This is a genomic window from Paenibacillus castaneae, assembly GCF_002884445.1.
Lineage (GTDB): Bacteria > Bacillota > Bacilli > Paenibacillales > Paenibacillaceae > Pristimantibacillus > Pristimantibacillus castaneae.
This window is the reverse complement of sequence record NZ_KZ614144.1, coordinates 896,049-922,529: the sequence shown is the minus strand read 5'-3', so window position 1 is coordinate 922,529 and position 26,481 is coordinate 896,049. Positions and strand designations below refer to the sequence as shown.

The following is a 26,481-nucleotide window of genomic DNA, read 5'->3' as shown; positions in this document are numbered from 1 at the left end:
AGGATGGCGTAGAATTTTCCGCTTGCGCTGTCGGTGAGACGAATGATTGAACCCGAAAGTGTATTCGGGCAGATAAAGAATAACCGGGGGTTTCGGCGTTCCCTGCTTCGCAGCTTGCCTAAGGTAAGTCTGGAGGTCGGGTGGCTTTCGCTTGCCAATTCTGATGAAGCAAGCAACCATAGACCAAAAGAGAAAAATAGCCGTACAGGAATAGACACCCTGTACGGCTATTTTTTCATGTTTTCCAACATTTCGGTTCGAAGTGATCTATCTTTCCAGCGTACTTCATGCTTTTGGGACACCTCTTTTTTCGTAAATTCCCGCACACCGGATAGGCAATTGCCGCATACGATACAGCAGGATAAATGCCTAATTCGTTTCGTGAAGGGGACTGAATGCTTGTATGGACAATACTTACACTAACGAGCAGCAAATTCTCATAAATCCGAATCAAGCCGCACCAGTCCGGAAAGATTGCGGCTGCGGCGGATCTAGGATGTTAATGCCATCTCCTATGCCAGGGGGACCCGGACCGGGCGGGTCGGGCGGCTTCGGACCAGGCGGGCCGGGTGGCTTCGGACCAGGCGGGCCGGGCGGCTTCGGACCAGGCGGGCCGGGCGGCTTCGGACCAGGCGGGCCGGGCGGCTTCGGACCAGGCGGGCCGGGCGCCTTCGGACCAGGCGGGCCGGGCGCCTTCGGACCGGGCGGGCCGGGCGGCTTCGGACCGGGCGGGCCGGGCGCCTTCGGACCAGGCGGGCCGGGCGGCTTCGGACCAGGCGGGCCGGGCGCCTTCGGACCGGGCGGGCCGGGCGGCTTCGGACCAGGCGGGCCGGGCGGCTTCGGACCAGGCGGGCCGGGCGGCTTCGGACCGGGCGGGCCGGGCGGCTTCGGACCGGGCGGGCCGGGCGGGTCAGGTTTTTCCCCATCGTCGCGTCCACTATCTTTTCCGTCGCCTATACCCTTTCCTCCACAGCCGGGTCCTCTATCGTAGGTTAGGTATCGGTTTTCATTAATGGAGGAAATGCTTTCCATCAATACTGCTCGACTTCCCATTTTAACGGAATGATTCTATTGCTCTTCAGCTCATTTTCACACCGTAAAAGCATAAGCACGCACAATAAAGAGCGAGAAGAAAGCGTCTCCCCCGGACGTCTTTCTCTCGCTCTTTTCATTTGCCTAAACTTATTTAATAGCCTTCCCTTTGCCGCTTAGCAGCTTCAGCTGATCATTCTCATAACCAACCTGATAGGTTACTTGGTATTTGCTCAGCATGTATTCGCCGTCCTCACGCTCATCTACCGAAATTACCGCTATGACAACCGCTTTATCATCGCTGCTTGCTTTCACATGCATATTATCGATTACAACATTTCGTGTCCCTAGATAGCCTTCGCGAAAGCTTTCATAGCTTGTGCCTTCCTTCCAGTTGCCGCCAAGCAAAGAATAGGCGTAGACGTAATCGGCATTATTCAAGCTGTCATAGAAATGCCTAACCAAGTATCCGGCGAACTCTTCTATGGAGGCCTCATCTTCTAAGGCAACCGATTCATCGGTCGTTTCCAGCACGGGCAGCTCCTTCATTGGCTCCTTCGACCATGCCTCGACAATATCAATGACGTTAGCAATCGGAATGCTGAAACCAATCGAGCCTTTTTCATAGCCTGCGGAATTAATGCCAAGCACTTCGCCTGTTTTCTGATCAACTAGCGGTCCGCCGCTATTTCCCGATGTAATCGGTGCAGATATTTGATATAAATCCGAATAAAAATAAGGCTCAATTTCAAAGCTGCGGCCTAGTCCGCTAATAATGCCAGTTGTAACCGTATTTTGAAAGCCAAGCGGGCTGCCTACAGCCAATATTTCATCGCCGACCTCCGACTTTTCTTTACGTACCACCTGCAGGGGAGTCGTACCTGCCAAATCCGGCACACGAACGACCGCTACATCCGTCTCCGTACTAATGCCAATAACCTCGCCGTCAAGCTCACGCGCGTCCGCCGTTTTAATTTTCACCTTGCGGGAACCCGCTACGACATGGCCATTCGTAATTAAATCGCCTTCTAAGTTATAGAGAAAGCCGGAGCCTTGCGTGCCGTTCTCAGTCTCGATCATCACGACAAGCTTCTGCGTCTCAAAAATAATATCCTTAAGCGTCTTCGCCTTCTTCACCTCGGAAACTGCGAGAAGCGGCTTATCTGTAAGCCGGCTCGGAATTTTAGAGTGGACCACATATGCTCCGCCCAAGCCTCCGCATATTATTAGAGATGAGGCGATGATGCTGATCCATAACCGTCTGCTCATCTTATCGCTCCCTTAATCCAAATACCATGTTATATGATCAACGATAACGGTCGTGTCCTCCATATGAACATCTTTCACCGCTTCTTTAAAGCTCATATTCTCACCCGGCTCCACATAATCAGGCAGAACAGCAGCCTTTCCTTTAGCTACTTCCTTACCTCCCTTATCGAGAACCGTATATTGGATCTTAACCGAATAAATAGGCCGAGTAGCCACATTCTTCAGCTCAGCTTCTATATAAACATCGCCATTCTCATCAAGCGTTGTTTTTATATGGATAACGTCGACAGCTGCTGTCTGATTTTTCAAATCCTCAGCGGCTTCCTTCTGCATAGCTTGCTCAAGCCGCTGCTGCTCTGACTTCTCATATTGCGCTTGTGCATTATTAATACGATTCTCAAGCGATACTAACCGATCATCTTCCTTGGCAAAAGTAAGTGCTTTGACAGTGACCGCCAAAGCTTCAGTATAGTTTTTCTTCTTAAGCAGCGCTTCCGCTTCCACTAAGCTAATGTTTACAATTTTCTCAACAAGCTGCTCTCGAATTGAAACCGCATCTTCGCTGTCCAAATGGCTCGCAATGCTAAGCTTTGCCGCCAGCTCATCGACTGTAACTAGATCAGCCAGTTCATCTGTCAGCTTCATAATGCCGAGCTTGTCGTTCAAGGCAGTCAGCTTCTCCCTAACCCGCGCATAGATAGGCTCTGTATGGCCTTTAAGCTCGTCCTTCAGCTTTATAAGTGCCAGCTCTGCCTCACTAAGATTATTCTCTTCCAGCTGCTTGCTGGCAGCTTCAGCCGCCCGCTCCTGCTCCGCTGCGTGGGCGATGATTAATGCATCCTTCCGCAATGCAGTAAACTTAGGCCGATCGTTAGCAGCTTCCTTGAGGAGCGCTAGCGCCTCCGCATATTTACCTGCGAGCGCCTCGGTTTTCGCCTCATTTTGCAGCCGAATTACTTTATCATTTATGGATAATTGATATTTATAGTAAGTAAATACGGACGCCGCCATAACAAGCGCCAGCGAAATAGGTATTAACCACGACCATAATGATCCGCCCTTGCTTCGCTTACCATTGCTTCTAAACGATGGGCTGTTTACTGCTTCTGTCTCACTAGAAGCCGCAATCTCCGATACACCAGCAATCATCGGAGCGTCTGCCGCCACTAAAGCTTCCTCATCGGCAGCGAGTCGTCTACCGCATTGACTGCAATAGATCGCATCATCCATCCGCTTCTTCCCGCAGTGATGGCAATACACTTCCATTCATCCCCTAACTCTTCAAACTCTCTCTATATATGCATCTATCTATTCTATATTAAAAAGGAGCTGTCCTCCATCTTTTATTAGTGGGAAATTTTAAATCCAATCAAAAGAGGCACAGCCGCATCGGCTGCACCCCTCATCTTAAATTCACCTTTGTTAGGCCTGTTCTTCCTTGATCGCCTTAAGCCGCTTCATAACATCATTAGCTCCGCGGCCATAGTAGTCATGCAGCAGATTATATTCCGCATAAAGCTTCTCATAAACCGCTACATTTTCTGGAATCGGCTTGAACGTCTCTTCGCGAACACGTGCCATCTTCTGTGCTGCGTCAACGATGCTGTCGAAGCCGCCCTTCGCGGCGCCAGCGGCAACCGCACCAAACATCGCTGCGCCAAGGGCGGGCGTTTGTTTGGAAGCTGCTACTTTTATTTCACGATTGGTTACATCCGCATAAATTTGCATCAGCAGCGCATTTTTCTGCGGCAAGCCGCCGCAAGCATACAGCTCATTAACCTCAACGCCATTGTTATGGAATGCATCTACGATTTTGCGTGTACCGAAGGCGGTAGATTCCAGCAAAGCCCTATAAATCTCCCAAGGCTTCGTCAATAGCGTTAATCCTACTAGCGTACCTGTCAGATCCGTATCAACAAGCACAGATCGATTGCCATTCCACCAATCAAGCGCCAGTAATCCGGATTGGCCGACTTTAAGCTCCTCCGCCCGGCGTGTTAAGTAGACATGTACATTCTCGCCAGCTTGCTCGGCCTCTTGCAGAACGTAAGCTGGAACCGCTTCCTCAACATACCACTCAAAAATATCGCCAACCGCCGACTGGCCCGCCTCATAGCCGTAGTAGCCTGGGATGATGCCATCCTCAACGACGCCGCACATGCCTTCGACTTCCTTCTCTTCTGTTCCAAGCAGCATATGGCAAATTGATGTACCCATCGCCATAACAAGCTTCCCTGGCGTTACAACGCCGACACCCGGCACTGCCGCATGGGCATCCACATTGCCGACAGCAATCGCTGTGCCCGGCGCGAGACCAATACGCGCAGCCATGTCTGCTGTCAAATCGCCAGCCTTGGAACCGAGTGGAACGACCTCACCGCGCAGCTTCGTTTCCGTTAAATTCTCAAGCCGCGGATCAAGCGCTTTAAAAAATTCCTTGCTCGGGTATCCATCCTGCTTGTGCCACATCCCTTTGTAGCCCGCCGTACAGCTATTGCGCACGATGTTGCCGGTAAGCTGGCCGATAACCCAATCGGTTGCTTCTACAAATTTATCCGCCGTATCATAAATTTCAGGCGCTTCGTTTAGTATTTGAAACGCTTTCGCCATCATCCACTCGGAAGAAATTTTGCCGCCGTAGCGCGGAACCCATTTCTCGCCGCGCTCTGCAGCCAGCTCATTAATAAGGTTTGCCTCATCCTGCGCCGCATGATGCTTCCACAGCTTTACCCAGCTATGCGGGTTATCCTTATAAGCATCCTGTACGCAAAGCGGTTGTCCCGCCGCATCGATAGGCAGCATCGTACATGCCGTGAAATCGATGCCCAGACCGATAACATCAGCAGCATCAATTCCAGACTCCTTCATTACAGCAGGAACGGACAATTCCAAAACTTCTATATAATCCAGCGGATGCTGCAGCGCCCAATCATGCTCCAGCTTTATGCCGGATACGGGCAGCTTCTCGTCAATAACGTGGTGCATATAAGGCGTTACATGCTCCGCTACCTCAGCGCCATTCGAGAGATCAACAAGAACCGCGCGTCCGGATTGCGTACCGTAGTCTACGCCAATTGCATACTTTTTGCTCATTTATCCCAGTCCTCCTTATTTTTGGCCGTAGTAGGCGTTTGCTCCATGCTTGCGCAAATAATGCCGATCAAGCAAGTTCTGATCCATCGGCTGCACATTAGGATTTAACTGGAACGTATGCAGCGCCATCTTGGCACACTCCTCTAGAACAACGGCGTTATGAACGGCCGTATGTGGATCCTTGCCCCAGCAGAATGGCGCATGGCTGTTTACTAGCACAGAGGGCACTTGATTCGGATTAATGTTTTTCGTTCTAAATGTCTCAACAATTACGTTCCCCGTCTCCAGCTCGTATGCGCCTTTGATTTCCGCTTCCGTCATGGGGCGCGTACAAGGCACCTCACCGTAGAAGTAATCGCCATGCGTCGTGCCAAGCGCCGGTATTGCCCGTCCCGCTTGTGCCCAGCTTGTCGCCCATGGCGAATGCGTATGCACGATGCCGCCGATCTCCGGAAAAGCTTTATACAATAAAACATGGGTTGCCGTATCTGATGACGGACGAAGATGGCCTTCAACAACATTGCCTTCCAAATCTACAACGACCATTTGGTCCGCACGCAGCTCTTCGTAAGGCACACCGCTCGGCTTAATAACCGCATAACCAGACTCCCTGTCCATTCCGCTGACATTACCCCAAGTAAATGTGACTAGTCCATATTTGGGAAGATCCATATTTGCTTCCCAAACCGCTTGCTTCAACGTTTCCAACATAAGAATAGCTCGCTCCCTTCAAGTCGTTTCTATTCCAATGCCCGTCCACACTTATACGGACATCACCAAGATATACACTCCTATTTATTATAAGTTGTACGTACAAGTGTGTCACGTGTTTTTTGTAAAACATCTATCCTGCATGCACAGGCACGAACAAGTGACGACTAGCTGAAAGCTACATCCTAGGTGCCTGAGTAGAATCGCGTATGACGAGCAGTGGATCATAGACCTTATCCGAAACCAAGCGGCGCTGCTGTTTCTCTACCATGCCGAGCAGCATTTCAACCGCATCGGCTCCCATCTCCGTTTTCGGGTGGGCAACAGTCGTCAGCTTCACCTCGGTAGCAGTTGCCAAGTTGGCATCATCGAAGCCGATGATGGACAAGTCTTCAGGCACTGTGAGGCCAAGCTGGCGCACAATATCAAGCATCCGCACAGCGAGCTCGTCATTGTAGCAAATAATAGCTGTTGGCCGGCGCTCCTGCTCTCGCTGCAGCATAACGGATAGAGCTTCCGCTGGCTTCGATTGCTTCTCCTCCGAGGAGTAGCGAATCAAATGCTCGGGCGGCACAGTCAGTCCATGCTCGCGGTGGGCTCTAAGAAAGCCGCGCATCCGATGCACGCCTTGAAAATCGTCAGTCTTGAAAAAGCCTGCAATTTCTGTATGGCCGAGCTTGACCAGATGCTCCGCCGCGCGGTAGCCGCCAAGCTCATCGTCAACGCGCAAACAAGGCGCATCCACATCACTGTATCGCTCATTCAGCATAATATAAGGAATTTTGAGCGCTTCCAGCGCCAAAAAATAATTGAAATTCGGGTTTCCCTCGGCGCTCTTTGTCGGCTCGATAATCAGTCCGGTAAGCGGCTCGCGCAGCATGGACTCCAAGCTGTCCTTTTCCTTGTCCTTCTCATTATCCGTGCTGGCTAGCAGAAGCCGTGCCCCTACGGCCCGCAAGCTGGACTCAACCCCTCTGACAATCGTAGGGAAAATATAATCCGAAATGTGGGTCGTAATCATTCCGATCGTCATTCCTTGCGGCGAGCTGCGGCGCTCGGTAATCGATTGATCCGATACGAATGTGCCTTTTCCTTGTGCCCGATAGAGCCAACCCTCCTGCTCCAAATCTCCAAGCGCCTGGCGTACGGTTTGCCTGCTCATTTCAAATTGCTTGCCAATCTCATTCTCCGACGGCAGCTTATCATGCGGTTTAAATTGTGCCGTGACAATCCAAGACAATATTTGTTGCTTCAACTGCATATATTTGGGCGTTTGCTGTTCCTTCACTTCACACCTCAACTCCGTTAATTGTATGCCTAGTAGTATAACATAAGCAAAACTTGTACGTACATGATCTTATATCCTCTTACATTAGGCCAGCAGCTTTGTCCGCAAAAAAAAGAGCCGCACGGAGGCGGCCTTGCAAGCTATTAGATTTAAGAGTGCGTTTCCTTAAGTCTCTTCATTAAATATTTTCTTACATCATCCCCAAGGTCTGCTCGTTCCAGCGCAAAATCGATGGTCGCCTGCACAAAGCCCAGCTTATCCCCCACATCATGCCTAATTCCGTCAAAACGATAAGCAGACAAGGCGGATATCCGATTCAACTGCTGCAAGCTGTCGGTTAATTGAATCTCTCCACCCTTGCCCGGCACTGCGTGCTCAAGCAAATCGAATATAGCAGGATTCAGTACATAACGGCCGACAACCGCATAATTGGAAGGGGCTAGCCCAGGAGCCGGCTTCTCCACAATGTCCCGCACTCGCGCAATCTGCTTGCCTGCTTCTATATCGACGATTCCATATTTATGCGTCTGATCCCAAGGCACTTCCATGACAGCTACAACCGAAGATTGCTGCTGCTCGTACACATCTATCATTTGACGCAAGCACGGTGGATCAGATTTCAATATATCATCGCCAAGCAGCACTGCGAACGGCTCATTTGCAATAAAACGTCTTCCGCATAGAACTGCATGCCCGAGCCCAAGCGGCTCCCGTTGACGAACATAATAAATGTCGGCTAGCTGCGATATTTTGCGTACGACTTCCAGCATTTCCTCGTTATGACGCGCTTCCAGCTCCATCTCAAGCTCAGCAGACTTGTCGAAGTGATCCTCAATCGCTCGCTTATTCCTCCCGCTTACGATAACAATGCTTTCAATGCCAGATTGCACTGCTTCTTCTACTATATATTGAATGGCTGGCTTATCAATTATCGGAAGCATTTCTTTCGGCTGCGCTTTCGTCGCCGGCAAAAAACGCGTTCCCAATCCTCCTGCAGGAATAATTGCTTTTCTTATTCGCTTCTCCATCCGAGCTTCTCCTCCATTGGTTGCATTAGACAAATAGACTGCCTACATCATAACCTTTAGCCCCTCAATTATCCATTATATTAGGAAGGAATTGCTGCTGTGATCAGTCACAAGGCTGCTGAAGCGGCAGCTTGACCACAAAGCTTGCTCCCGTCAACTGACCAGCGCTTGAATCAAGCGCAATCGTCCCACCGTGAATATCGACGATTTTTTGAGCTATGGAAAGCCCCAGTCCGCTGCCGCCTTGACTTCTATCCCGTGAAGCATCGCCTTTATAGAACCGTTCAAACACCCGCTCCTGATCCTCCACGCTGATGCCGATGCCTGTATCGGATATTCGAACGACCGCATAATCGTCCTGCTCTGCTAAAGAGAAAGATATTTTCCCTTCTTCGGGCGTAAACTTCATACTATTTGCAAGCAAATTGAACCATACCTGGCTAAGCTGATCTTGATCAGCCAAAATAACCGTCTCCTCCATAAGAAGCTCAACCGTCAGCCTTTTGGCAAGCCAATGCGGTTCGCAAGCAAGCACGACATCTCGCAGCTGACGGTCCAATCGATAAGGCTTCGGATGAAAAGGATGCTGCTGCGAATCGAGAGAGGCCAGATTAAGTAAATTCTCGCTTAAACGCGATAGCCTTGTGCTCTCCTGCTTAATGATGCTGATATAGCGGTCACGCTCCGCTTCTGTGACCTCTTCACTCCGCAGCGCCTCTGCAAATCCACCAATGGAGGTAAGCGGCGATTGAATTTCATGAGAAACATTGGAAACGAAATCCTGGCGCATCATTTCAAGCTGAGACAAGCTCAGCGCCATCTGGTTCATACTCGCTGCAAGCTCATCCAATTCACCGCCGCGCTTTACCGGCAGACGAACGCTGAAATCCCCCTGCGCTATTCGGCTTGCGGCATTTGTCATTCTTTTGAGCGGCCTGACCAAATAGCGGGCCGCAATTAGAATGAGAATGCTTCCGACAACGAGCAGCGTAACAAGCAGCGTCACGGCCGTCCAAATAAAGTTGCTATTCTGTGGAAAACCATTCGGCTTCACGAATAATGCCCAGCTCTCATCACCGAAGCGTACGAGCCTGCCAATGGCTGGAGGCGAAGGCGGACCTTCCGACTCAAGACCGAATCGATCGAGCCTTACTACTTCGCCGTTAAACACTTTTGACAATATTGGATAATTCAGCTGCTTAACCATGGCTTCGCTTTGCTCTCCGGCAGCAACAAGGCGCTTCGAGCTGCTAACCGCTACAATAGATTGTCCTTGCAGCTTCGACATTTCCTCTAGAAAGTGCTTCATAGAGGATGGCTCGGATACAGCGTACATTTGCTCGATCCGGTCGATTGCTTTCCCCATTTGATCCATTAGCTGGCCTCTTGTATCTCGTTTAAACAGTTGATTGGTAATTAGAAAGGCTATGCCAATGCTAATAATAACGATAATAAGAAAGGTAACCGTTACTCGAACATACAAGCTGCGCATCACGCCCACTCCTCCAGCCGATAACCAAGTCCGCGAATCGTCACGATTCGAAAGCGGTAATGCTCCTCGGGGAAGCGGTCGCGCAGCCTTTTGATATGTACATCCACTGTCCGTTCATCTCCCTCATAGTCAACGCCCCATAGCTGCTCAATTAATTGATCCCGTGAGAAGGTTTTTCCCGGATAGCTTCCCAGCTTGAACAGCAGCTCGAATTCCTTAGGCGGTAGCGTTATCACTTCTCCTCCAGCAGACAAATGAAAATCAATTTGATTCATCAGCATGCGACCGAATTCAACCGTTTGCGACGCAGCGATACGGTATCTTTTGAGCAGCGCCTTCACCCTGACGATCAGCTCGGGCGGATCAAACGGTTTAACCACATAATCATCCGCACCCAGCTCGAAGCCCTTCACCTTCTGCGAGGTTTCTCCTTTCGCCGTCAGCATAAGGAGCGGTATATCGTAGCTGGCCCGCAAGGCTGAGCAAAGCGCCCATCCATCCATTCGAGGCATCATCACATCGATGACCGCAAGGTCGGGACGAACCGTTTCCAGCTTCTCTAACGCATCTATGCCATCTATCGCTCCAATAACCTGATAACCCTCTCTTTTCAAAAAAAGGCTGACCAGTTCGCGAATATTCGAATCATCATCTGCCACTAATATTTTCAGCATCCATTATCTCCTCCCGTCGGCTAAAAAAGCTGCAGCCTAATCATACAGCACCAACATGAACGTTACATGAACGATATTGACATTGGAGCTAGTTTATAATAATTTTAAAGTAGTATTCATTATATTAGTTGATTAATGGAATGGAGGATATATAGATGATCTATAAAACAATTATTATCGGTACAGGTCCTGCTGGCTTGACATCGGCTATTTATTTGGCTCGCGCGAACATGGAGCCGCTCGTTATTGAAGGGTGGCAGCCAGGCGGCCAGCTCACGACTACGACTGAGGTCGAGAATTTCCCAGGTTTCCCGGACGGCATATTAGGCAGCGAATTGATGTCGAATATGCGCAAGCAAGCGCAGCGCTTCGGAGCAACGTTCAAGACCGGCTCCGTGAAGAGCGTTGACTTCAGTAAGCGCCCTTATACGCTCGATGTTGAAGGCATTGGCGAGCTGCAGGCTGAATCCATCATTATTTCCACTGGCGCATCGGCGAAATATTTGGGCATTCCGGGTGAACAAGAAAACATCGGACGCGGCGTAAGCACCTGTGCAACCTGCGACGGCTTCTTCTTCCGCGGCAAAAAAATTATCGTAGTCGGCGGCGGCGACTCTGCTATGGAGGAAGCGGTGTTCCTTACTCGCTTCGCATCCGAGGTTCGTCTTGTTCATCGCCGTGATGATTTGCGTGCTTCAAAAATTATGCAGGACCGCGCTCGCGCCAACGAAAAAATCGTTTGGAGCCTTAACCGTACACCGCTTGAAGTCGCTGCAACGGGCATGGGCCTGCAAGGGTTGAAGGTGCGCAATAATGAAACAGGCGAAGAAGAGCTTCTGGAAGCAGACGGTGTGTTCGTCACGATTGGCCACACGCCAAACACTGGATTCCTTGGCGGCCAAATTGATACCGATGAGCAAGGCTATATTATCGTTAAGCCAGGTACGTCCGAGACTAACATCCCAGGCGTATATGCGTGCGGCGACGTTCAGGACCGCAACTACCGCCAAGCGATTACTGCAGCTGGCAGCGGCTGTATGGCAGCTCTTGATTGCGAGCGTTACCTAGAATCACAAGTGCATGAAGCGGTTAACGCCTAAAAAAAATTCGAAAACATACTAGTACAATACGTGCAAATTGGATATAATTATTTTGTTGAGAGTGTTAATATAAAGGCAATGCTACCGAAACCATTTGTTCATCATAGGCCTCTCCTAGTGGCCTGAACATTGTTGGGATAAAGGTACAACCTCGTGCTTTAATTAGCAGAGGTTGTACCTTTTTTCGCGTTCTTGGCGAATTCCCCCATTTGCTGCTGGAAAGCAACCATACTTTCACCACACCTTCAAAGGAGCGATGAAGCATGTTATTAGAAGCTGTATATCACAGACCGAAGCAAAACTGGGCCTATGCCTACGATGGCAAGACCATACACCTTCGCTTACGTACCAAAAAAGACGATATTTCTAAGGTAGAAGCGATCATTGGAGACAAATATGCATGGCAACAAACCGTAACAACCGTTGAGATGCGGATTTTGTCTTCCGATGCGATGTTCGATTACTGGGAAACGGCTGTTATCCCTCCATTCCGTCGTCTCCGCTATGCATTTCGTCTAACGAACGGAGCAGAGTCGATTTGGGTAACGGAAAAAGGCTTCGAGCTCGAGCAGCCCAGCAATCCCAATACAATGTTTGATTTTCCTTATATTAATCCAATCGATGTATTCGAGCCGCCAGCATGGGTGAAGGATGCGGTCTTCTATCAAATATTCCCGGAACGATTCGCCAATGGAGATTCTTCCCTTGATCCTGAGAACGTTGAGCCTTGGGGCGGCGTTCCGACACCTAAAAATTTCTTTGGCGGCGACCTCCAGGGTGTTATCGATCATTTGGATCATATCGCCGAGCTCGGCATCAATGCTGTATATTTCACGCCGTTATTCGAGGCTACAACGAATCATAAATATGACACGCAGGATTATATGAAGGTTGATCCTCATTTCGGTACGAATGAAAAGCTGAAGGAATTGGTTGATGCCTGCCATGCCCGCGGTATTCGTGTACTGCTGGATGCGGTATTTAATCATTCCGGCAAAACCTTCCCTCCATTCGTGGACGCCCAGAAAAATGGACAAAGCTCGAAGTATGCAGATTGGTTTCATGTGCGTGAATGGCCGCTCCAAGTTGTGGACGGTGTCCCTACTTATGAGACATTTGCTTTCGAGCCGCTCATGCCGAAGCTGAACACGGAGCATCCGGAAGTAAAACAATATTTATTCGATGTAGCTCGCTACTGGATCGAGGAGATCGGTATCGACGGATGGAGACTCGATGTTGCCAACGAGGTAGACCATCAGTTTTGGCGTGAGTTTCGCCAAACCGTGAAGTCCGTGAATGCAGAAGCTTATATTTTGGGAGAGATTTGGCATGACTCCATCATGTGGCTGCAGGGAGACCAGTTCGATGCCGTAATGAACTATCCGTTCACGAATGCGGTACTCGACTTCTTCGCCTATCAGTCCATTGATGCATCAACTTTCGCCAACGCAATCGGAGCTCAGCTTGCTGCTTACCCTCAGCAGGTTACGGAGAGTGCATTTAATTTGCTCGATAGCCACGACACGCCACGACTTCTTACGATTTGTGAGGACAATACCGAGGCGATGAAGCTATCCTCCCTATTCCAGCTAACCTACCCGGGAACGCCTTGTATTTATTACGGCGATGAAGTAGGCATTAACGGCGAAGGCGACCCAGGCTGCCGCAAATGTATGGTATGGGAGCCAGCAGAGCAGAACCAAGAGCTCTTGCAATTCTATACGGCGGCAATTGGCCTCCGCCATCGCTACAGCGCGCTTCGCAGTACGGATATTCGCTTCGTTCACGTCGGTGAAGCAGACGGCACCTTGATCTATGAGCGCCGCAGCGGCGATCAGCGATTGCTTATCGCGATGAATGCGCGCGGCGAAGCGGCTAATCTAAGCTTCGAGATTGAGGCTGTTCCCGCTCAGCATAATACGGCTCCGCATGCCATTGCATTTACTGGCTTTGCGAGCCAAGCGATTGCAGCATCCGATACTGTAAGTGAAACAGCTGCTCCTTCACTGACTGCCGTGGCTGCAGCAGAGCATGTTGTTGACGGCGGCAGCAACGAGTCTACTTGGTCCGTATTGCTATCCAGCACGAGCAAGCTTGCTGTAAGCTCTACCGTTTCAAGCAGCAGCAATGGCGAGCTTCGGCTTGTATTACCAGCGTACGGCTTTGTCATCTTGGAGCAGATCGCTCAGTAATGTACGGTAACGACTAAATTGCTTATGAGCGATTTAGCGCTAATCTGAACATTGGCCGATATGGGTTAATACGACGATGATTGAACAGAATAGAGCTAGTTTCTAGCTCTATTCCACTAAATTTGATTACTTTAGACGAATTAGAGCTAGAATCTAGCTCTATTAGCTGGGAATCTGGCTGATATGGGTTCATACGACGGTGGTTGAACGGAATAGAGCTAGTTTCTAGCTCTATTCCACTAAATTTGGTTACTTTAGACGAATTAGAGCTAGTTTCTAGCTCTATTAGCTGGGTAATTGGCTGATATGAATTCATACGACGGTGGTTGAACGGCTGGGTAATTGGCGGATATGAGTTCATACAGCGGTGGTTGAACGGAATGAGCTGACTTTGCTCCCGTGAACCTCGCACACTTGGGTTTGGTTGGATGGAAAGTGCACTGAAGTATGATTGCGGCTCCGTATGAGCGGATCTATTAAGTAATTTGTCTCTAGACAACTGATTGTGAACCATGCATAATAAACTTAAACGATTAAGTGGCGATTATTCCACAAGCTTATCCATTCATAACAAGTAAACCATGTACCAATAACGGTCCTCTTTTATCATCAACTTTACCGCGAAGAAGAATGGAAGGAGCTGCATCCCTGTGAAAAAAGCAACACTTAAAGATATCGCAAAGGCTGCAGAAGTTTCCGTCGCTACGGTGAGCTATGTACTTAACAACGTGGCTAATCAAACGATACCGGATGATACGAAATGCCGTATCCTTGAAGCCGCCAAGCAATTAAATTACGTTCCAAATCTGGCCGCCAGATCTCTGGTCATGCAAAAGTCAGGCTTGATCGGAATTCTCATCAACAGAGCGGAACTCGAAGAGTTGTGGAGGCAGCTCCGTTACTCTCAGCTAATTAATCGGCTGGAGCGGCTCCTATCGGACCGCGGCTACCACGTCGTATTATTTAGTCTGGATGCCTCTGATCCTAAGCTGGATATCATATCGGAACGCAAGCTGGACGGCGTATTTGTTGTCGATGTTAAAGAGGAAAATTTCCATCTCATTTCAAGCCATTTTTCCGCAGGGGTCCCGCTCATCGTAATTGACAGCATTATTGATGATTCGTTGTTTTATAAGGTTAATTATGATTATAAGGATGCATTCGCCAAAGCATTCACTGCTTCCCAGCATCAGCCAAACTTTATTATTATCGACAGCTTCAACAATGCCGGGCTCGTTAACCATATTTGCAGCAGCTCTGGCTTAGATCGCAGTCTCATTCATGTGATGCAGGACGAACAAACATTGAAAGCCTTTCTGGAACAGAACAAGAACAATACAGGCATTATACTCAACGAGTTTGTCGCGATCTCTGCATATAAATATGTTGATCCATCACGATTAACCGTTATGTGCACGACTGGCTGTTCGGAAATAATCCCTGCTGCCGCTACTCGAATCTCTTTCGATGATCGCAAGCCGGAAGAAGCTTTCCATTTGATGATGCGACTGCTAGAAAATCCGACAGCAAGACCCGAAAGCAAATACATTCAAGTCAAAGCAATTAATAATTAAGATGACCACGAAAAGATTTAGCAGAGTATTCTCTGCATTTTTTTACAATAACTTAAACGTTTAAGTCAAATGGCTTGAGTAAGTCAATCACATTTAATCAATTATTCAGGAGGTACAATGATGCTTGAATTAGCTAAAGAACCTAATGCGAATGCGCCTAAGCCGCTACAGAATCAAACGGAATCTATATGGCGCAACCGTACGTTTATTGCCGTATTCTCCAGCTACAGCATGTCGCTGCTTGGCAATACATTTCATAGCATTGCTATAAATTTATGGGTGCTTCAGACGACCGGGAGCGCGAAGCTCATGTCCATCGTTCTCATTACTCATCTCGTCATCAGCATGCTGTTCGGCTCCTTCGCAGGCACGCTCGCAGATCGCACCGACAGACGCACGCTAATGTGGATAACAGATGTGATCCGCTTTGTATTGGTTGCCGCCATCGCCGTCCTCATCTATTTGCCCAATATACCTTTTATATACATCGTATTGTTAACGGCCATGGTTGCTTTCGCAGGGGTATTTCGAACGCCAGCGTTACAAGCATCACTCATCGAAATTGTCGGTAAAGAGCAGCTTACTCAGGCCGTTGGGGCAATTAATATTTCCGATAACATAATAAGGATATCCGGATTTGCACTTGGGGGTATAGCTGTTGCTGCATTTGGCGGGGCATTTGCGATTGCAATCGATGCTGCGACATTTCTATTGTCGGCTGTTTTGCTCCTATTCGCGGGTAAATTCCCATTTTCAGCCGTTCGAGATTCAGGAAAGCCGCAAACCTCCTTTAAAGAAGACCTTGCCGCAGGCTTCCGTTACGTATGGCAGGATTCTTTTGCTAGAGCTGCTGTTATTTTGCTTCCGCTCGTCATGTTCTTCTTTTTATCTACATTCATGCTCATACAAGTCATGGCCGTTCAAGTATGGCAGGCAAAACCTTTTGTATTCGGACTTATGGAGGCATGTATTCCACTTGGCTACGTAGCAGGCTCCATTCTTATTATGAGGCTTGATAAACGGTTAAAAGGCAGAGGGAAGTGGATCATAGGAACTATGATCCTCATGGGCCCATTATTCATAGCTATTTCGCTTATGCCATCGGCATTCATGGCGCTTCCGCTTATCCTTCTCGTCGGCTTCCTCTTCTCATTCAGCACCACGATCATCTTTATTGTACTGCGAGTTGCCATTGAACCTTCCATGCAAGGCAGGGTGTTTGGGCTCATAGGCGCTCTAACAAGCGTTGCTCCGCCTATCGGGTTAGCTGTATTCTCTACCCTTTCCGATCTATACGGACCAGCCATCATTATTAGCATAAGCGGTTCAGCTTTGCTTATTATTGGCTGCTTCGCCTACATTAATATGAAGGCGATGCGCAGCTTCAATTAACGGTTCGTTCTTGTACTTGCAATAAAACAAGGGCTGTCCCCCAAGGAATTAACCTTCAGGAACAGCCCCATGTACTATTTAATAATAACCGTGCTGTAAGCTGGCAGCGTGAGCTTTCCATTCTCCAGCTTTGCATCTGAATTGTTCGCGTGAACAAGCTCTTTGAACGTACCAAAGGTCTCGGAAGGCTGCAGATCAGTTGTTTGCAGCTCTCCAGATAGATTGTGCAAGACGAGTACCCGCTCGCTTGCAATCACTCGAACATATACACTTAGCTTCTGATTCGCAGGCTCCAGCTTGAATTCTGCTATTCCCCCGTCACGCAAAGCAGGCTCTTCGTTTCGCCACTTCATTAATTCGCGATAATGATTTAGCAACGACTGCTCATCCGCTGTCTGCTCCTCCACAGATGTCGCCCCCGCCAACTCATTGAATCGCGATTTCTCCCAAGTTGTTTGTCCTTCTCCTCCACTCGAAGCGCTGTACCACGGCATAGGCTCACGAATATACTCATCCGGCTTAGCACCCTTCATGCCAAGCTCCTCACCATAATAAAGGTATGGAGTGCCCGGCAGCGTAAGCAGCATAGCGGCAGCCATCTTCGCATGATTGATATTGCCATTTAGGACAGTCATTACACGGTTTTGATCATGATTGCTAAGGAATGGCGCATCAACAAATGTACCTCCGGAAGACTTCGCATATACACCGTATGCCCGGCCTAGCGAGTAGGCAAGATCAGCATCTCGCTCCGAATCAGCGGCACTTAGCAAGCGGCCCGCTAGATCAAAGTGAAATGCGGAGTCTAGCGCATGGTCAAAGTAAGGTGCAATAACCGTCAATGAATCCCAGACTTCACCGATTAAATAAGCGTCTGGCTTCACTTTGTTCATACCTGCGCGAAACTCCTGCCACCATGCTTTGTTCTTCGCTTGGATTTCAGGCGTACTGGCCGTCGATGCGAAATCTCCGTAAATGTGCTTAGCCGCATCCAGGCGGAAGCCGTCCAGCCCCTGCTCAAGCCAGTATTGGCCAATTTTAATCATTTCCTCGCGAACCTTCGGCTCATCGAAATTTAAATCCGGCATGCCTTCCCAGAAAACACCTAAATATTTAAGGCTCCCATAGCTATGCCACGGGTCTCCGCCAACAGCACCGTCCGCCCTAACCTTCTCATCCGGTTTGGCGAATGTATACCAGCTGCGGTAAGGACTATTCTCATCCTTTAATGCTTCCTTAAACCAAGGATGCTCCTTGCTCGTATGATTAACGACGAGATCCATAATTACTTTAATATCCCGCTTGTGTGCTTCTTGCAGTAGGTTTTTCAAATCCTCCAGCGTACCGTACTCGGGATTAATTGCATAATAATCGGTTGTGTCATAGCCATGATAGCTGGGTGAGGCATTAATAGGCATAAGCCAGATACCGCTAATGCCCAGCTCTTTCAAGTAATCCAGCTTAGACGTTACCCCGTTCAGATCGCCGATTCCATCTCCATTCGTATCATAGAAGGAACGGACGAATATTTCATAATAAACGGCGCCAGGCTGTTCATCTACTGTATAGGAAGCAGCGACAGCCGCCCCGCCCCCATCTGGCTCGACTACGTCTGTCGAAGGAGCAGCAGTCGGTGTCTCCGCTTTAGTTCCACCCGCTGAAGAGCAAGCTGCAAGCAAGGCTAGAATAAGGGAGCAAAGCAGCAACGCTCCCGCATAACCTAGACGTTTGTAGTTCATTCCATTATCCTTTCGAAGCGCCGGACATCAGCCCTTGCACAAGGAAACGCTGCAGGAAGACGAATAGCAGGGTAATCGGAATAGCAATCAACACCGCACCCGCGGCGAACAGTGTGAAGTTGCTGTTCTGATAATTGCTGACGAGGTCCCACATGCCGACAGCCAGCGTCCAGTTGTCTTTGCTTCGAAGCACCAATCTCGCAAAAATAAAATCTACCCAAGAGCCAGCAAAGGTAGTCAGCGCCACATAGGTTAGCATTGGGCGTGACAGCGGAAGCATAATCTTCACAAACACCTGCAGATGAGAAGCGCCATCGATCCGGGCCGCTTCATCCAAGCTCCGCGGAATCGTATCGTAAAAGCCTTTGACAACAAAGCCGCCAAGCACGGATCCAGCAGAATATACAATAATAAGTGCTGCATGCGTATCAAGCAGATTAAGCTGCAGTAAGAAGATGAAAATAGCGATCATGCTCATGAAGCCAGGGAACATGCCGAGTACGAGCATAATCGTCAATGTCATCTTGCGCCCGCGGAAGCGGAAGCGCGATAACGCGTACATGCTGAGTGTAACCAAAATAGTAGAAAAAATCATCGTCAACGTCGCAATTTTCAACGTATTTAAGTACCACACACCATATCGAAAGCTTGGGTTCGTAAACAATTCCTTATAATGCACAATCGTGAACGTTTTCGGAATAAGACTATCGCTGAACAGGGACGTACCCGGACGGAGCGAGGATAACAGTACCCAAAGAGCAGGATAGACAGCGCACACAGCTATCGCAATTAGAACGATATAGCTGAGCGTCAGGCGCACAATATTGGCAGTTTTTTGGCCCATTTTCATTGAATCATATCCTCCTCTTTAAAGGACCGTGAACGGCGATAATTGTAAATAGAGAACGATGCTACGATCAAGAAAATGATGATACCGATCGCGGATGCCATGTTGAATTGACTATTGTTCAGCGTCAGCTTATACAGCCACGTAACAAGCAAATCCGTGCTGCCGGCGTATTGGTAATCGCCTTTAACCGGGTCGCCGTTCGTAAGCAAGAAAATAACGTTAAAGTTATTCATGTTGCCGGCGAACTGTGCAATCAATATCGGAGCAGTAGAGAATAAAATAAACGGCATCGTAATGATACGAAATTTCTGAATGCCTGTCGCTCCGTCTACATCAGCTGCTTCGTACAAATCTTTCGGGATTGCCGTCAATACGCCTAGAATAAGCACCATTGAAACCGGAATACCAATCCACATATTAACAACTATAACCGTAACCTTTGCCCAGAACGGGTCTGTCAGCCAAGGCAGCTTACCCATACCAAAGTATTTAAGATATTGATTGATCGGACCAAATTGCCCATTAAACAAGTTTCTCATCACGAGTAGTGAAATGAGTTGGGGAATCGCATAAGGGATGATGAACAGTGTCCGCCATAGCTTCTTGAAGCGAATGCCCTTCTGTTCAATGAGCAGCGCAACAAGTATGCCGCCGAAATAAGTCGTTACCGTTGCAATAACAGCCCATACAATCGTCCAAGTAAATACGCCTACAAATGTGTGGCTCCACGTTTTCAACGTCAACAGGTTGGCAAACGTTTGGAACCCTACCCAGTCAACCAGCTTAGCCGGCGGAATATGATCAGGCGATGCGTAATTGGTGAAAGCAAGCATGATCATGAAGATAATCGGCATAATCGTTAGAAACAATACGCCGAGCGCTGGCAGCGTCAGCATCAAGTGCGGAAAATTACGATCCGTCACATAGGCTAATGTTTGCCTGAAGCTCGCAGGCATTACCCCTGCATCTCTCTGCTTGCCGTTCCGATGTGCATCGCGGATATTCATAATATAGATAATGATAAAAATTGCGAATAAAATTAACGTAATTAATCCGCTAATTAAAAGAAAGATCGAATGGTCGCCTTCTACACGAACACTGACTTTACCAATTTTCTCAAGTCCTTGCGTTTTCTCTCCGAGAGTTACAACTCCCCAAATCGCTCTACCTAAATTCGGAATAAAATACATAAGCGCCGCTGCTTCGACAGCGAGCATAATTAAGCCTTTAATAAATTGGCGGTTATACAATTGGCCAAGACCCATTACGAGTAACGACAATATAGCCGCGGTGCTGCGATGACGCTTCATCCCGCCTGGCTCCCTTCCTTTCATATAAAAAACATCATGCTCAAGCTAACGGTAAGTAATGAATAAAACATCGGTTCACCCGCCGATTCAAGTCGGCGGGTGAATCCGGTTATATGATATTATTTCGCTGTTGCGCCGTTGTTGGCGTCTTTGATTTGTTGAACTGCATTATCAAGCGCTTCTTTCGCATCCTTGCCAGAGTTCCACACATCGGAGAATGCTGCTCCGATTGGGCTCCAAACGTTGCCCATTTCAGGAATAGAAGGCATAGGAGTTGATTGGTTGAATTGCTCTAGGAAGCCTTTAACAATGTCATTTCCTTGCACGGTAGGATCTGCCGCTGCTTCAATGTTCGAAGGAAGAGCGCCAGTAAGCTCATAGTCTTTCAGTTGTGCTTCTTTAGTTGATGCATAGTGCGAGAATAGACGAGCTGCATTCGGATATTTCGAGAATGAGTTTACATACCAAGCTTTGATGCCTGAGAAGGAAGAAGCCGGTTGACCGTTAATGCTAGGCAATGGTGCTACACCGAAATCAATTCCTGCGTTTCTGTAATCTGCGATTGTCCAAGGACCGTTAATATCCATTGCAAGTGTGCCACCAGTGAACAAACCTTTTTTAATATCGTAGTTGATATCACCGGAATTCAATGGCAAGATGCTTTTCAGTGAGCCGTAGTATTTCAAACCAGCGATTGCGCCTTCTGTGTTCAAGCCGATATCATCTTTGTTTTGACCGTTATCGCCGTACACATAACCGCCTGTTGAGATGAACGGATAGCTGAAGTAGAAGTTAGCTACATCCCACATTAAACCGTACTTATTGTTTTTTGTATCGTTGAATGTTTTGGAGAATTCAACTACTTCGTCGAACGTTTTTGGAGCTTCAGCAATTAATGCTTTGTTATAGAATAGTGCGTAAGTTTCAACGGAACGCGGGTATCCGTAAAGGACGCCGTCATAGGATACTGCATTTACTGCAATTTCCGAGTTTTCGGTTTTGGATTGCTCTTCGTAGTAATCATTCGGCAGAACCAATCCAGCCGTAACCGCTTTACCAAGGTTATCATGCGGGAATAGTACAACGTCTGCGCCTAGACCAGCAGGGCCGTCTGTAACCAGCTTATTGACTTGGTCACCTGCACCAATTTCCTCAAATTTGATTTCAATGCCGTATTTTGCAGTAAATTCTTTCGCAATCGCTTCCACGAATGGACGCTCTTCTTTACTTTCCCAAACGAGTAGTTTTGCGCCCGCTTCCGGAACGATATCTTCTTCTGCTGCAGCGTCATCTTTCGTTGTGTTCGACGCTGTATTGTTCGCTGGAGCATTTGTTGCGTTTCCAGCTCCCTCTTTGTTAACTCCTTTGTTCGCTCCGCCACATGCGGAAACAATAAATAAGGCAACGATTAATGACATTACAAACCACTTTTTCATGCTAGGTAATCCCCCTCCATAATGTGTTCCTGCCTTTTTTGAATTCGCGGCGTTTCAGCAATTCCGCAAGCACCTTCTTAGAAAGCTGCATTTGTACAAATGCCATAACCACTGCTCTGAGCTGTTTATCGCTATCGCGAATCTATAGGCTCGGCCACATGCAAACGTTTGTACAACCAGCACAAGATGATGCTTGGCGAATGGATAAATCACCATTTCGCACCTAATAATTTTAATGGAATTGCTTTGAAAGCGTTCTATTCGTGAATTCATCATACAACAAGGCATATAGTTTGTTAAAACGTTTGCACAGTTCAATATTCCGAATAAATAATACGTTATCTTCTGTTTTCGTCGATTTCCTCTTTCTCAATCAGTTTTTCATTATTTGTGAAACGCTTACTTTAGATATATATTTACTTTTAGGCAACAATTGCATTAGGATGAAGCATATAAAGCAAGCACGTTTGCGCGGGTGGGGGTTCAACATAATATGGTAACCATTAAAGATATTGCAAAAGCTGCAGGGGTCTCTCCTTCCACTGTATCTAGGGTCGTTTCCAATCACCCTAGAATTAGCAAGGCTACTTCACAGAAGGTCAAACGGTATATGGAAGAAATGGGGTACCATCCCAATGTAATGGCTAAGAGCCTGGTCTCAAAAACAACTCAGACATTAGCAATTATGCTTCCACGTCCTGCTGAAGAACTGTTTCAAGATTTCTTCTTCGGGGAATTGCTTCGCGGTATACTGACACAATCGACAAGAGCAGGGTATGATATGCTGCTTACAGCAGCTACCTCACCAAGTGATGAAACAGAAACAGTATCACGCCTTGTATTCGGTGGAAGAGTTGATGGAGTAATCTTGTTATCTTCTAGAATAAATGACCCTTTAATCGACCTCTTAAACAAACATAACTTCCCTACAGTATTAATAGGTCGAACGGAAGACCGGCCGAATATATTATCCGTTGATAATGATAATGAGCTTGCAGCCTATGATGCTACTCAGCATTTAATCATCCAAGGCCATGAGAGAATCGGCTTCGTTAGTGGACCGCCGTCGCTTGTGGTTGCCCGTGACCGGATGGAAGGCTACCGTAGAGCTATGAAAGAAGCAGGCTTGACTGTAAGATCGGAATGGATTGTTGAAGGCGAGTTTCTTCAGCAAAGCGGGTATCGCGCGATGTCATTCATGATGAGTCTGCCCGAGAGGCCTAGCGGCCTTGTTGTTATTGACGATGTTGTCGGATTCGGCGTATTACGCGGCCTGACAGAGCTTGGTTATAAGGTGCCCGATGATCTTAGCATCGTGAGCTTCAATAACATCGCATTGTCCGAGCTTGCCACACCACCAATCAGCTCCATTGATATTGGAACGTATCAGCTTGGTTATACCGCTTCTCAAATGTTGATACGCCTTATTCAAGAAGAGAGCGTTCATCAGAACCGTATGATTATTCCACACAGACTAATTGTTCGGGAATCATCTATTCAAACCGTATCCAAAAGGAGCTAACAGCATGTCAAATAAAAAACCATTTCTAGTGGATGCTATTATCGGCAACTCCAAATTTCTAGCATCACTTGGCCGCACAGGCAAAATGTATCGTCTATGGTGGCCAAATATTGATTTGCCGCAGCACGTAGACGCTATACGCACGGGTATTCAATGGGAACAATCCCCCGTTTCATGGTTTGACGAAGAAGCTGACGGCTTCGTTCATGAAACGGCTTACGTTGCTAAAACAAATATATTGCAAGTGAATGTTCAGAGTGAGCAGCAGCCTGTAAAGGTAGATAGCTTGCATTTCGCTATTCCTGGCCATGATATTATCGTTCGGGAATATACATTTACGAACGTCAGCGAGCAAGCTGCCTCCTTCTCGTTTATCGTACATTCATCGTTCCTAGTCAGTGAGAATCAGCTGTATAATACAACTATGTTTAACGCCGCTGAAGACTCCTTGGTTCATTTCCGCCATAAGTACTATTTTGCGCTTTCGAGTGCAAACGTGTGCGCAGGCTATCAATCAGGACTTGCTTGGGAGTTAGCCCAACAAGGCGAAATGAATGGAAATAATATCGACATGAGACCAGATGGTGCTTTGAAATGGCGCATCGATGAGCTTGCTGCAGGTGCTTCCGTGACGATTCCCGTCTATTTAACTGCCGGCCATGACGAAGAAAGCGTACTGCAGCAAATGCGTACTGCAAAAAGCAAAACAAGCGCCGAGTGGGTCACAGAAACAACAGCTTACTGGCAAAATTATCTGGCGGCGGCAGCACCTTGTCCTATAGATGACTCGGAAATCTCTGATCTATACGACCGCTCCTTGCTCATGTTCAAACTCATGTCTGATGAGCAAACCGGAAGCATCATAGCAGCTCCCGAATTCGATGAAAATTTCTCGCGCTGCGGAGGCTATTCATTCTGTTGGGGCCGAGATGCTGCATTCATTACAACAGCGCTGGATAAAGCTGGTCTGCATTCGCTGTCCGATAGCTTCTATGCATGGACACTTACAGCGCAATCACCTGACGGCTCATGGCAGCAGCGACATTATCATGATGGCAGTCTAGCTCCATCATGGGGTCTCCAGATTGATGAAGGCTCATCTATTCTTTGGGGAATGTGGCAGCATTATTTGGAGAAGAAGGATAATGCCTTTGCCAAGCTGGTATGGCCTGCTGTTGAGAAAGGCGCTGCTTATTTGATCCGTTTCTTGGATGCAGAGACCGGTTTGCCTAAACCGAGCATCGACCTTTGGGAAGAACGCGAAGCATCGCATACGTACTCTTCCGCAGCTGTATACGGTGGCTTGACAGCTGCTGCCAGCTTTGCAGAGCTTGCTGGCAGACCTGAGCTGGCTGCCGAATGGACCGCTGCGGCCGAGCGGATCTCAGCGGCGATAAAGGAGCTGTGCTTTAATGAGGAAAACGGAACATTCTACCGCGGCATAAACCTTGCCGTAGGCTCTGCCAAATACGAGCAAGCGACAGCTTCCGGTGCAACTGGCTATATAACTGAAACCAATAAAGGCTATAAAAAATATATACTCGACCATGATCCAGTAATTGATGTCAGCTTACTCGGCATCGCCGTACCTTTTGGCGCTGTTTCCGCTGATCACGACTACATGCTTCGTACTGCCGATGCGGTTGAAGCCGCATTGACTGTCCCAGGTGTAGGCGGTATTAAGCGCTATGAGGATGACATCTATATCGGGGGAAATCCTTGGATTCTCACAACTTTATGGCTCGCACATTATCGCATTCAAACGGGAAGCCTGGATGAGGCGAAGCAATTGTTGAAATGGGCGATGGATCACCGTACCGAAACCGGCCTGCTTCCTGAGCAAGTCGACAAAAATACCGGTGAAACCGCCTGGGTTGTTCCGCTTACCTGGTCGCATGCAATGTTCATATTAACAATCTCAATGCTCGCAGAAGCAGAGGCCAAAGCTGCGAAAGCGTTATAGGGATCCAGCTTAATATCTTTATCCAAAACAAAAAAACCAGCAGTTTAGGTGAATTCACTTAGACTGTTGGTTTTTTCCAATTATGCAGCTGTTTGATTCTGCCGTGGATAGGGTAATAGCTAGATAAGAGCGTATTACATATCGTTTAGCTTTCTGCGAAGCGTACTCAGGATGAAGCAATGGGATTCGGCTTGACAACGCTCCTCTTATTTGTAATAATTATAAATAAGTAATAATTATAATCAACTGATCTGAAATATTTTTTGCTTTCATCTCGTATTCTCAGACTGCTTAAAGCACAAACTATCAGCAGAAAGGATGATTTGAACATGACTACTGTACCCGAGCACTTAAACAAACAAATTGCAAACTGGAGCGTACTATACATCAAGCTTCATAATTATCATTGGTATGTGAAAGGTTCTCAGTTCTTTACCTTGCACGTGAAGTTTCAAGAATTTTATGAGGAAGCAGCACTTCATGTAGATGAGCTTGCGGAGCGCCTGCTTGCCCTGAAAGGCAAGCCCGTTGCAACGATGAAGGAATTTTTAACAACCTCAAGCATCAAAGAGGCAAGCGGCAAGGAAGATGCGGAGAAAATGGTTGATCAGCTGATTGCCGATTTCACCACCCTCATCGGCGAACTTAAGGAAGGCATGGAGGACGCGGAGAAAGCTGGCGATGAGACGACAGCCGACATGCTGCTCGCTATTCATACGCTGCTGGAGAAGCATGTATGGATGCTGAGCGCATTTAATAACGTGAAATAAGATTCCGCTCCTAAAGGAGCTTCAAGTTTGATTAAATGGTGACCCG

At 47.9% G+C, this 26,481-nt stretch carries 19 protein-coding genes and 1 pseudogene; 8 read left to right on the top strand and 12 right to left on the bottom strand.

Features of this window, described 5'->3' with window-relative positions:
- Positions 1 to 24: 24 nt before the first annotated feature.
- A pseudogene (locus CEF13_RS29645) lies at positions 25 to 162 on the top strand (transposase); the annotation flags it as partial.
- Positions 163 to 1,182: 1,020 nt separating this feature from the next.
- Here CEF13_RS29645 and CEF13_RS03870 read toward each other — a convergent pair.
- The 8 genes from CEF13_RS03870 to CEF13_RS03835 all read right to left on the bottom strand — a co-directional run bounded on the left by CEF13_RS03870 (position 1,183) and on the right by CEF13_RS03835 (position 10,587).
- Positions 1,183 to 2,301: a S1C family serine protease gene (locus CEF13_RS03870; RefSeq protein WP_102709505.1), complete on the bottom strand. Its 1,119-nt coding sequence runs from the start codon at positions 2,299 to 2,301 to the stop codon at positions 1,183 to 1,185.
- 12 nt (positions 2,302 to 2,313) lie between these two features.
- Positions 2,314 to 3,567: an FxLYD domain-containing protein gene (locus tag CEF13_RS03865; protein WP_146022672.1), complete on the bottom strand. Its 1,254-nt coding sequence runs from the start codon at positions 3,565 to 3,567 to the stop codon at positions 2,314 to 2,316.
- 156 nt (positions 3,568 to 3,723) lie between these two features.
- Positions 3,724 to 5,394, bottom strand: coding sequence for a ribulokinase (locus CEF13_RS03860; RefSeq protein WP_102709503.1), 1,671 nt, complete (start codon positions 5,392 to 5,394; stop codon positions 3,724 to 3,726).
- A gap of 15 nt (positions 5,395 to 5,409) precedes the next feature.
- Entirely contained in the window at positions 5,410 to 6,105 is a 696-nt protein-coding gene (gene araD, locus CEF13_RS03855) for an L-ribulose-5-phosphate 4-epimerase (RefSeq protein ID WP_102709502.1), read from the bottom strand.
- A 178-nt stretch (positions 6,106 to 6,283) separates the two neighbouring features.
- Positions 6,284 to 7,393, bottom strand: coding sequence for a GntR family transcriptional regulator (locus tag CEF13_RS03850; RefSeq protein WP_102709501.1), 1,110 nt, complete (start codon positions 7,391 to 7,393; stop codon positions 6,284 to 6,286).
- A 149-nt stretch (positions 7,394 to 7,542) separates the two neighbouring features.
- A complete protein-coding gene (gene galU / locus CEF13_RS03845; protein WP_102709500.1) occupies positions 7,543 to 8,421 on the bottom strand; it encodes a UTP--glucose-1-phosphate uridylyltransferase GalU in 879 nt (292 codons plus the stop codon).
- Between the two features lie 103 nt (positions 8,422 to 8,524).
- On the bottom strand, positions 8,525 to 9,913 hold the full coding sequence (locus tag CEF13_RS03840; protein ID WP_208414577.1) for a sensor histidine kinase: 1,389 nt from the start codon (positions 9,911 to 9,913) through the stop codon (positions 8,525 to 8,527).
- Positions 9,913 to 10,587 (bottom strand): response regulator transcription factor, encoded by a 675-nt coding sequence (locus CEF13_RS03835; RefSeq protein WP_102709498.1) that lies wholly within the window; start codon positions 10,585 to 10,587, stop codon positions 9,913 to 9,915. Before CEF13_RS03835 ends, CEF13_RS03840 begins: the two co-directional genes overlap by 1 nt.
- Positions 10,588 to 10,745: 158 nt before the next feature.
- Here CEF13_RS03835 and trxB point away from each other — a divergent pair, with 158 nt between their 5' ends.
- From trxB to CEF13_RS03815, 4 genes are all read left to right on the top strand, one after another.
- A complete protein-coding gene (gene trxB / locus CEF13_RS03830; RefSeq protein WP_102716198.1) occupies positions 10,746 to 11,687 on the top strand; it encodes a thioredoxin-disulfide reductase in 942 nt (313 codons plus the stop codon).
- 263 nt (positions 11,688 to 11,950) lie between these two features.
- Positions 11,951 to 13,879, top strand: coding sequence for a glycoside hydrolase family 13 protein (locus CEF13_RS03825; protein WP_102709497.1), 1,929 nt, complete (start codon positions 11,951 to 11,953; stop codon positions 13,877 to 13,879).
- Between the two features lie 650 nt (positions 13,880 to 14,529).
- Positions 14,530 to 15,453: a LacI family DNA-binding transcriptional regulator gene (locus tag CEF13_RS03820; protein WP_166742853.1), complete on the top strand. Its 924-nt coding sequence runs from the start codon at positions 14,530 to 14,532 to the stop codon at positions 15,451 to 15,453.
- A gap of 117 nt (positions 15,454 to 15,570) precedes the next feature.
- Positions 15,571 to 16,845 carry an MFS transporter gene (locus CEF13_RS03815; protein ID WP_244917041.1) on the top strand — a complete coding sequence of 425 codons (1,275 nt, stop codon included), beginning with the start codon at positions 15,571 to 15,573 and terminating at the stop codon, positions 16,843 to 16,845.
- A gap of 74 nt (positions 16,846 to 16,919) precedes the next feature.
- Here the strand turns inward: CEF13_RS03815 and CEF13_RS03810 are convergent, their stop codons facing one another.
- The 4 genes from CEF13_RS03810 to CEF13_RS03795 all read right to left on the bottom strand — a co-directional run bounded on the left by CEF13_RS03810 (position 16,920) and on the right by CEF13_RS03795 (position 22,180).
- Positions 16,920 to 18,584, bottom strand: coding sequence for an alpha-amylase family glycosyl hydrolase (locus CEF13_RS03810; protein ID WP_102709494.1), 1,665 nt, complete (start codon positions 18,582 to 18,584; stop codon positions 16,920 to 16,922).
- A gap of 4 nt (positions 18,585 to 18,588) precedes the next feature.
- Positions 18,589 to 19,428: a sugar ABC transporter permease gene (locus tag CEF13_RS03805; protein ID WP_102716197.1), complete on the bottom strand. Its 840-nt coding sequence runs from the start codon at positions 19,426 to 19,428 to the stop codon at positions 18,589 to 18,591.
- A 2-nt stretch (positions 19,429 to 19,430) separates the two neighbouring features.
- Complete coding sequence (locus tag CEF13_RS03800; RefSeq protein WP_102709493.1) at positions 19,431 to 20,744, bottom strand: carbohydrate ABC transporter permease; 1,314 nt, start codon at positions 20,742 to 20,744, stop codon at positions 19,431 to 19,433.
- Positions 20,745 to 20,863: 119 nt separating this feature from the next.
- Positions 20,864 to 22,180: a sugar ABC transporter substrate-binding protein gene (locus CEF13_RS03795; protein WP_102709492.1), complete on the bottom strand. Its 1,317-nt coding sequence runs from the start codon at positions 22,178 to 22,180 to the stop codon at positions 20,864 to 20,866.
- Positions 22,181 to 22,673: 493 nt separating this feature from the next.
- Here CEF13_RS03795 and CEF13_RS03790 point away from each other — a divergent pair, with 493 nt between their 5' ends.
- The 3 genes from CEF13_RS03790 (at position 22,674) to CEF13_RS03780 (ending at position 26,435) form a co-directional block, all read left to right on the top strand.
- Complete coding sequence (locus CEF13_RS03790; protein ID WP_102709491.1) at positions 22,674 to 23,702, top strand: LacI family DNA-binding transcriptional regulator; 1,029 nt, start codon at positions 22,674 to 22,676, stop codon at positions 23,700 to 23,702.
- 4 nt (positions 23,703 to 23,706) lie between these two features.
- Entirely contained in the window at positions 23,707 to 25,665 is a 1,959-nt protein-coding gene (locus tag CEF13_RS03785; RefSeq protein WP_102709490.1) for a glycoside hydrolase family 15 protein, read from the top strand.
- Between the two features lie 329 nt (positions 25,666 to 25,994).
- Positions 25,995 to 26,435 (top strand): Dps family protein, encoded by a 441-nt coding sequence (locus CEF13_RS03780; protein ID WP_102709489.1) that lies wholly within the window; start codon positions 25,995 to 25,997, stop codon positions 26,433 to 26,435.
- The last annotated feature ends 46 nt before the right edge of the window (positions 26,436 to 26,481 follow it).

Coding starts and splice junctions, on each gene's coding strand:
- CEF13_RS03870 (WP_102709505.1), bottom strand. CDS start 2,301: ATGAGCAGACGGTTATGGATCAGCATCATCGCCTCATCTCTAATAATA.
- CEF13_RS03865 (WP_146022672.1), bottom strand. CDS start 3,567: ATGGAAGTGTATTGCCATCACTGCGGGAAGAAGCGGATGGATGATGCG.
- CEF13_RS03860 (WP_102709503.1), bottom strand. CDS start 5,394: ATGAGCAAAAAGTATGCAATTGGCGTAGACTACGGTACGCAATCCGGA.
- araD (WP_102709502.1), bottom strand. CDS start 6,105: ATGTTGGAAACGTTGAAGCAAGCGGTTTGGGAAGCAAATATGGATCTT.
- galU (WP_102709500.1), bottom strand. CDS start 8,421: ATGGAGAAGCGAATAAGAAAAGCAATTATTCCTGCAGGAGGATTGGGA.
- CEF13_RS03840 (WP_208414577.1), bottom strand. CDS start 9,913: ATGCGCAGCTTGTATGTTCGAGTAACGGTTACCTTTCTTATTATCGTT.
- CEF13_RS03835 (WP_102709498.1), bottom strand. CDS start 10,587: ATGCTGAAAATATTAGTGGCAGATGATGATTCGAATATTCGCGAACTG.
- CEF13_RS03825 (WP_102709497.1), top strand. CDS start 11,951: ATGTTATTAGAAGCTGTATATCACAGACCGAAGCAAAACTGGGCCTAT.
- CEF13_RS03815 (WP_244917041.1), top strand. CDS start 15,571: ATGATGCTTGAATTAGCTAAAGAACCTAATGCGAATGCGCCTAAGCCG.
- CEF13_RS03810 (WP_102709494.1), bottom strand. CDS start 18,584: ATGAACTACAAACGTCTAGGTTATGCGGGAGCGTTGCTGCTTTGCTCC.
- CEF13_RS03805 (WP_102716197.1), bottom strand. CDS start 19,428: ATGGGCCAAAAAACTGCCAATATTGTGCGCCTGACGCTCAGCTATATC.
- CEF13_RS03800 (WP_102709493.1), bottom strand. CDS start 20,744: ATGAAGCGTCATCGCAGCACCGCGGCTATATTGTCGTTACTCGTAATG.
- CEF13_RS03795 (WP_102709492.1), bottom strand. CDS start 22,180: ATGAAAAAGTGGTTTGTAATGTCATTAATCGTTGCCTTATTTATTGTT.
- CEF13_RS03790 (WP_102709491.1), top strand. CDS start 22,674: ATGGTAACCATTAAAGATATTGCAAAAGCTGCAGGGGTCTCTCCTTCC.
- CEF13_RS03785 (WP_102709490.1), top strand. CDS start 23,707: ATGTCAAATAAAAAACCATTTCTAGTGGATGCTATTATCGGCAACTCC.
- CEF13_RS03780 (WP_102709489.1), top strand. CDS start 25,995: ATGACTACTGTACCCGAGCACTTAAACAAACAAATTGCAAACTGGAGC.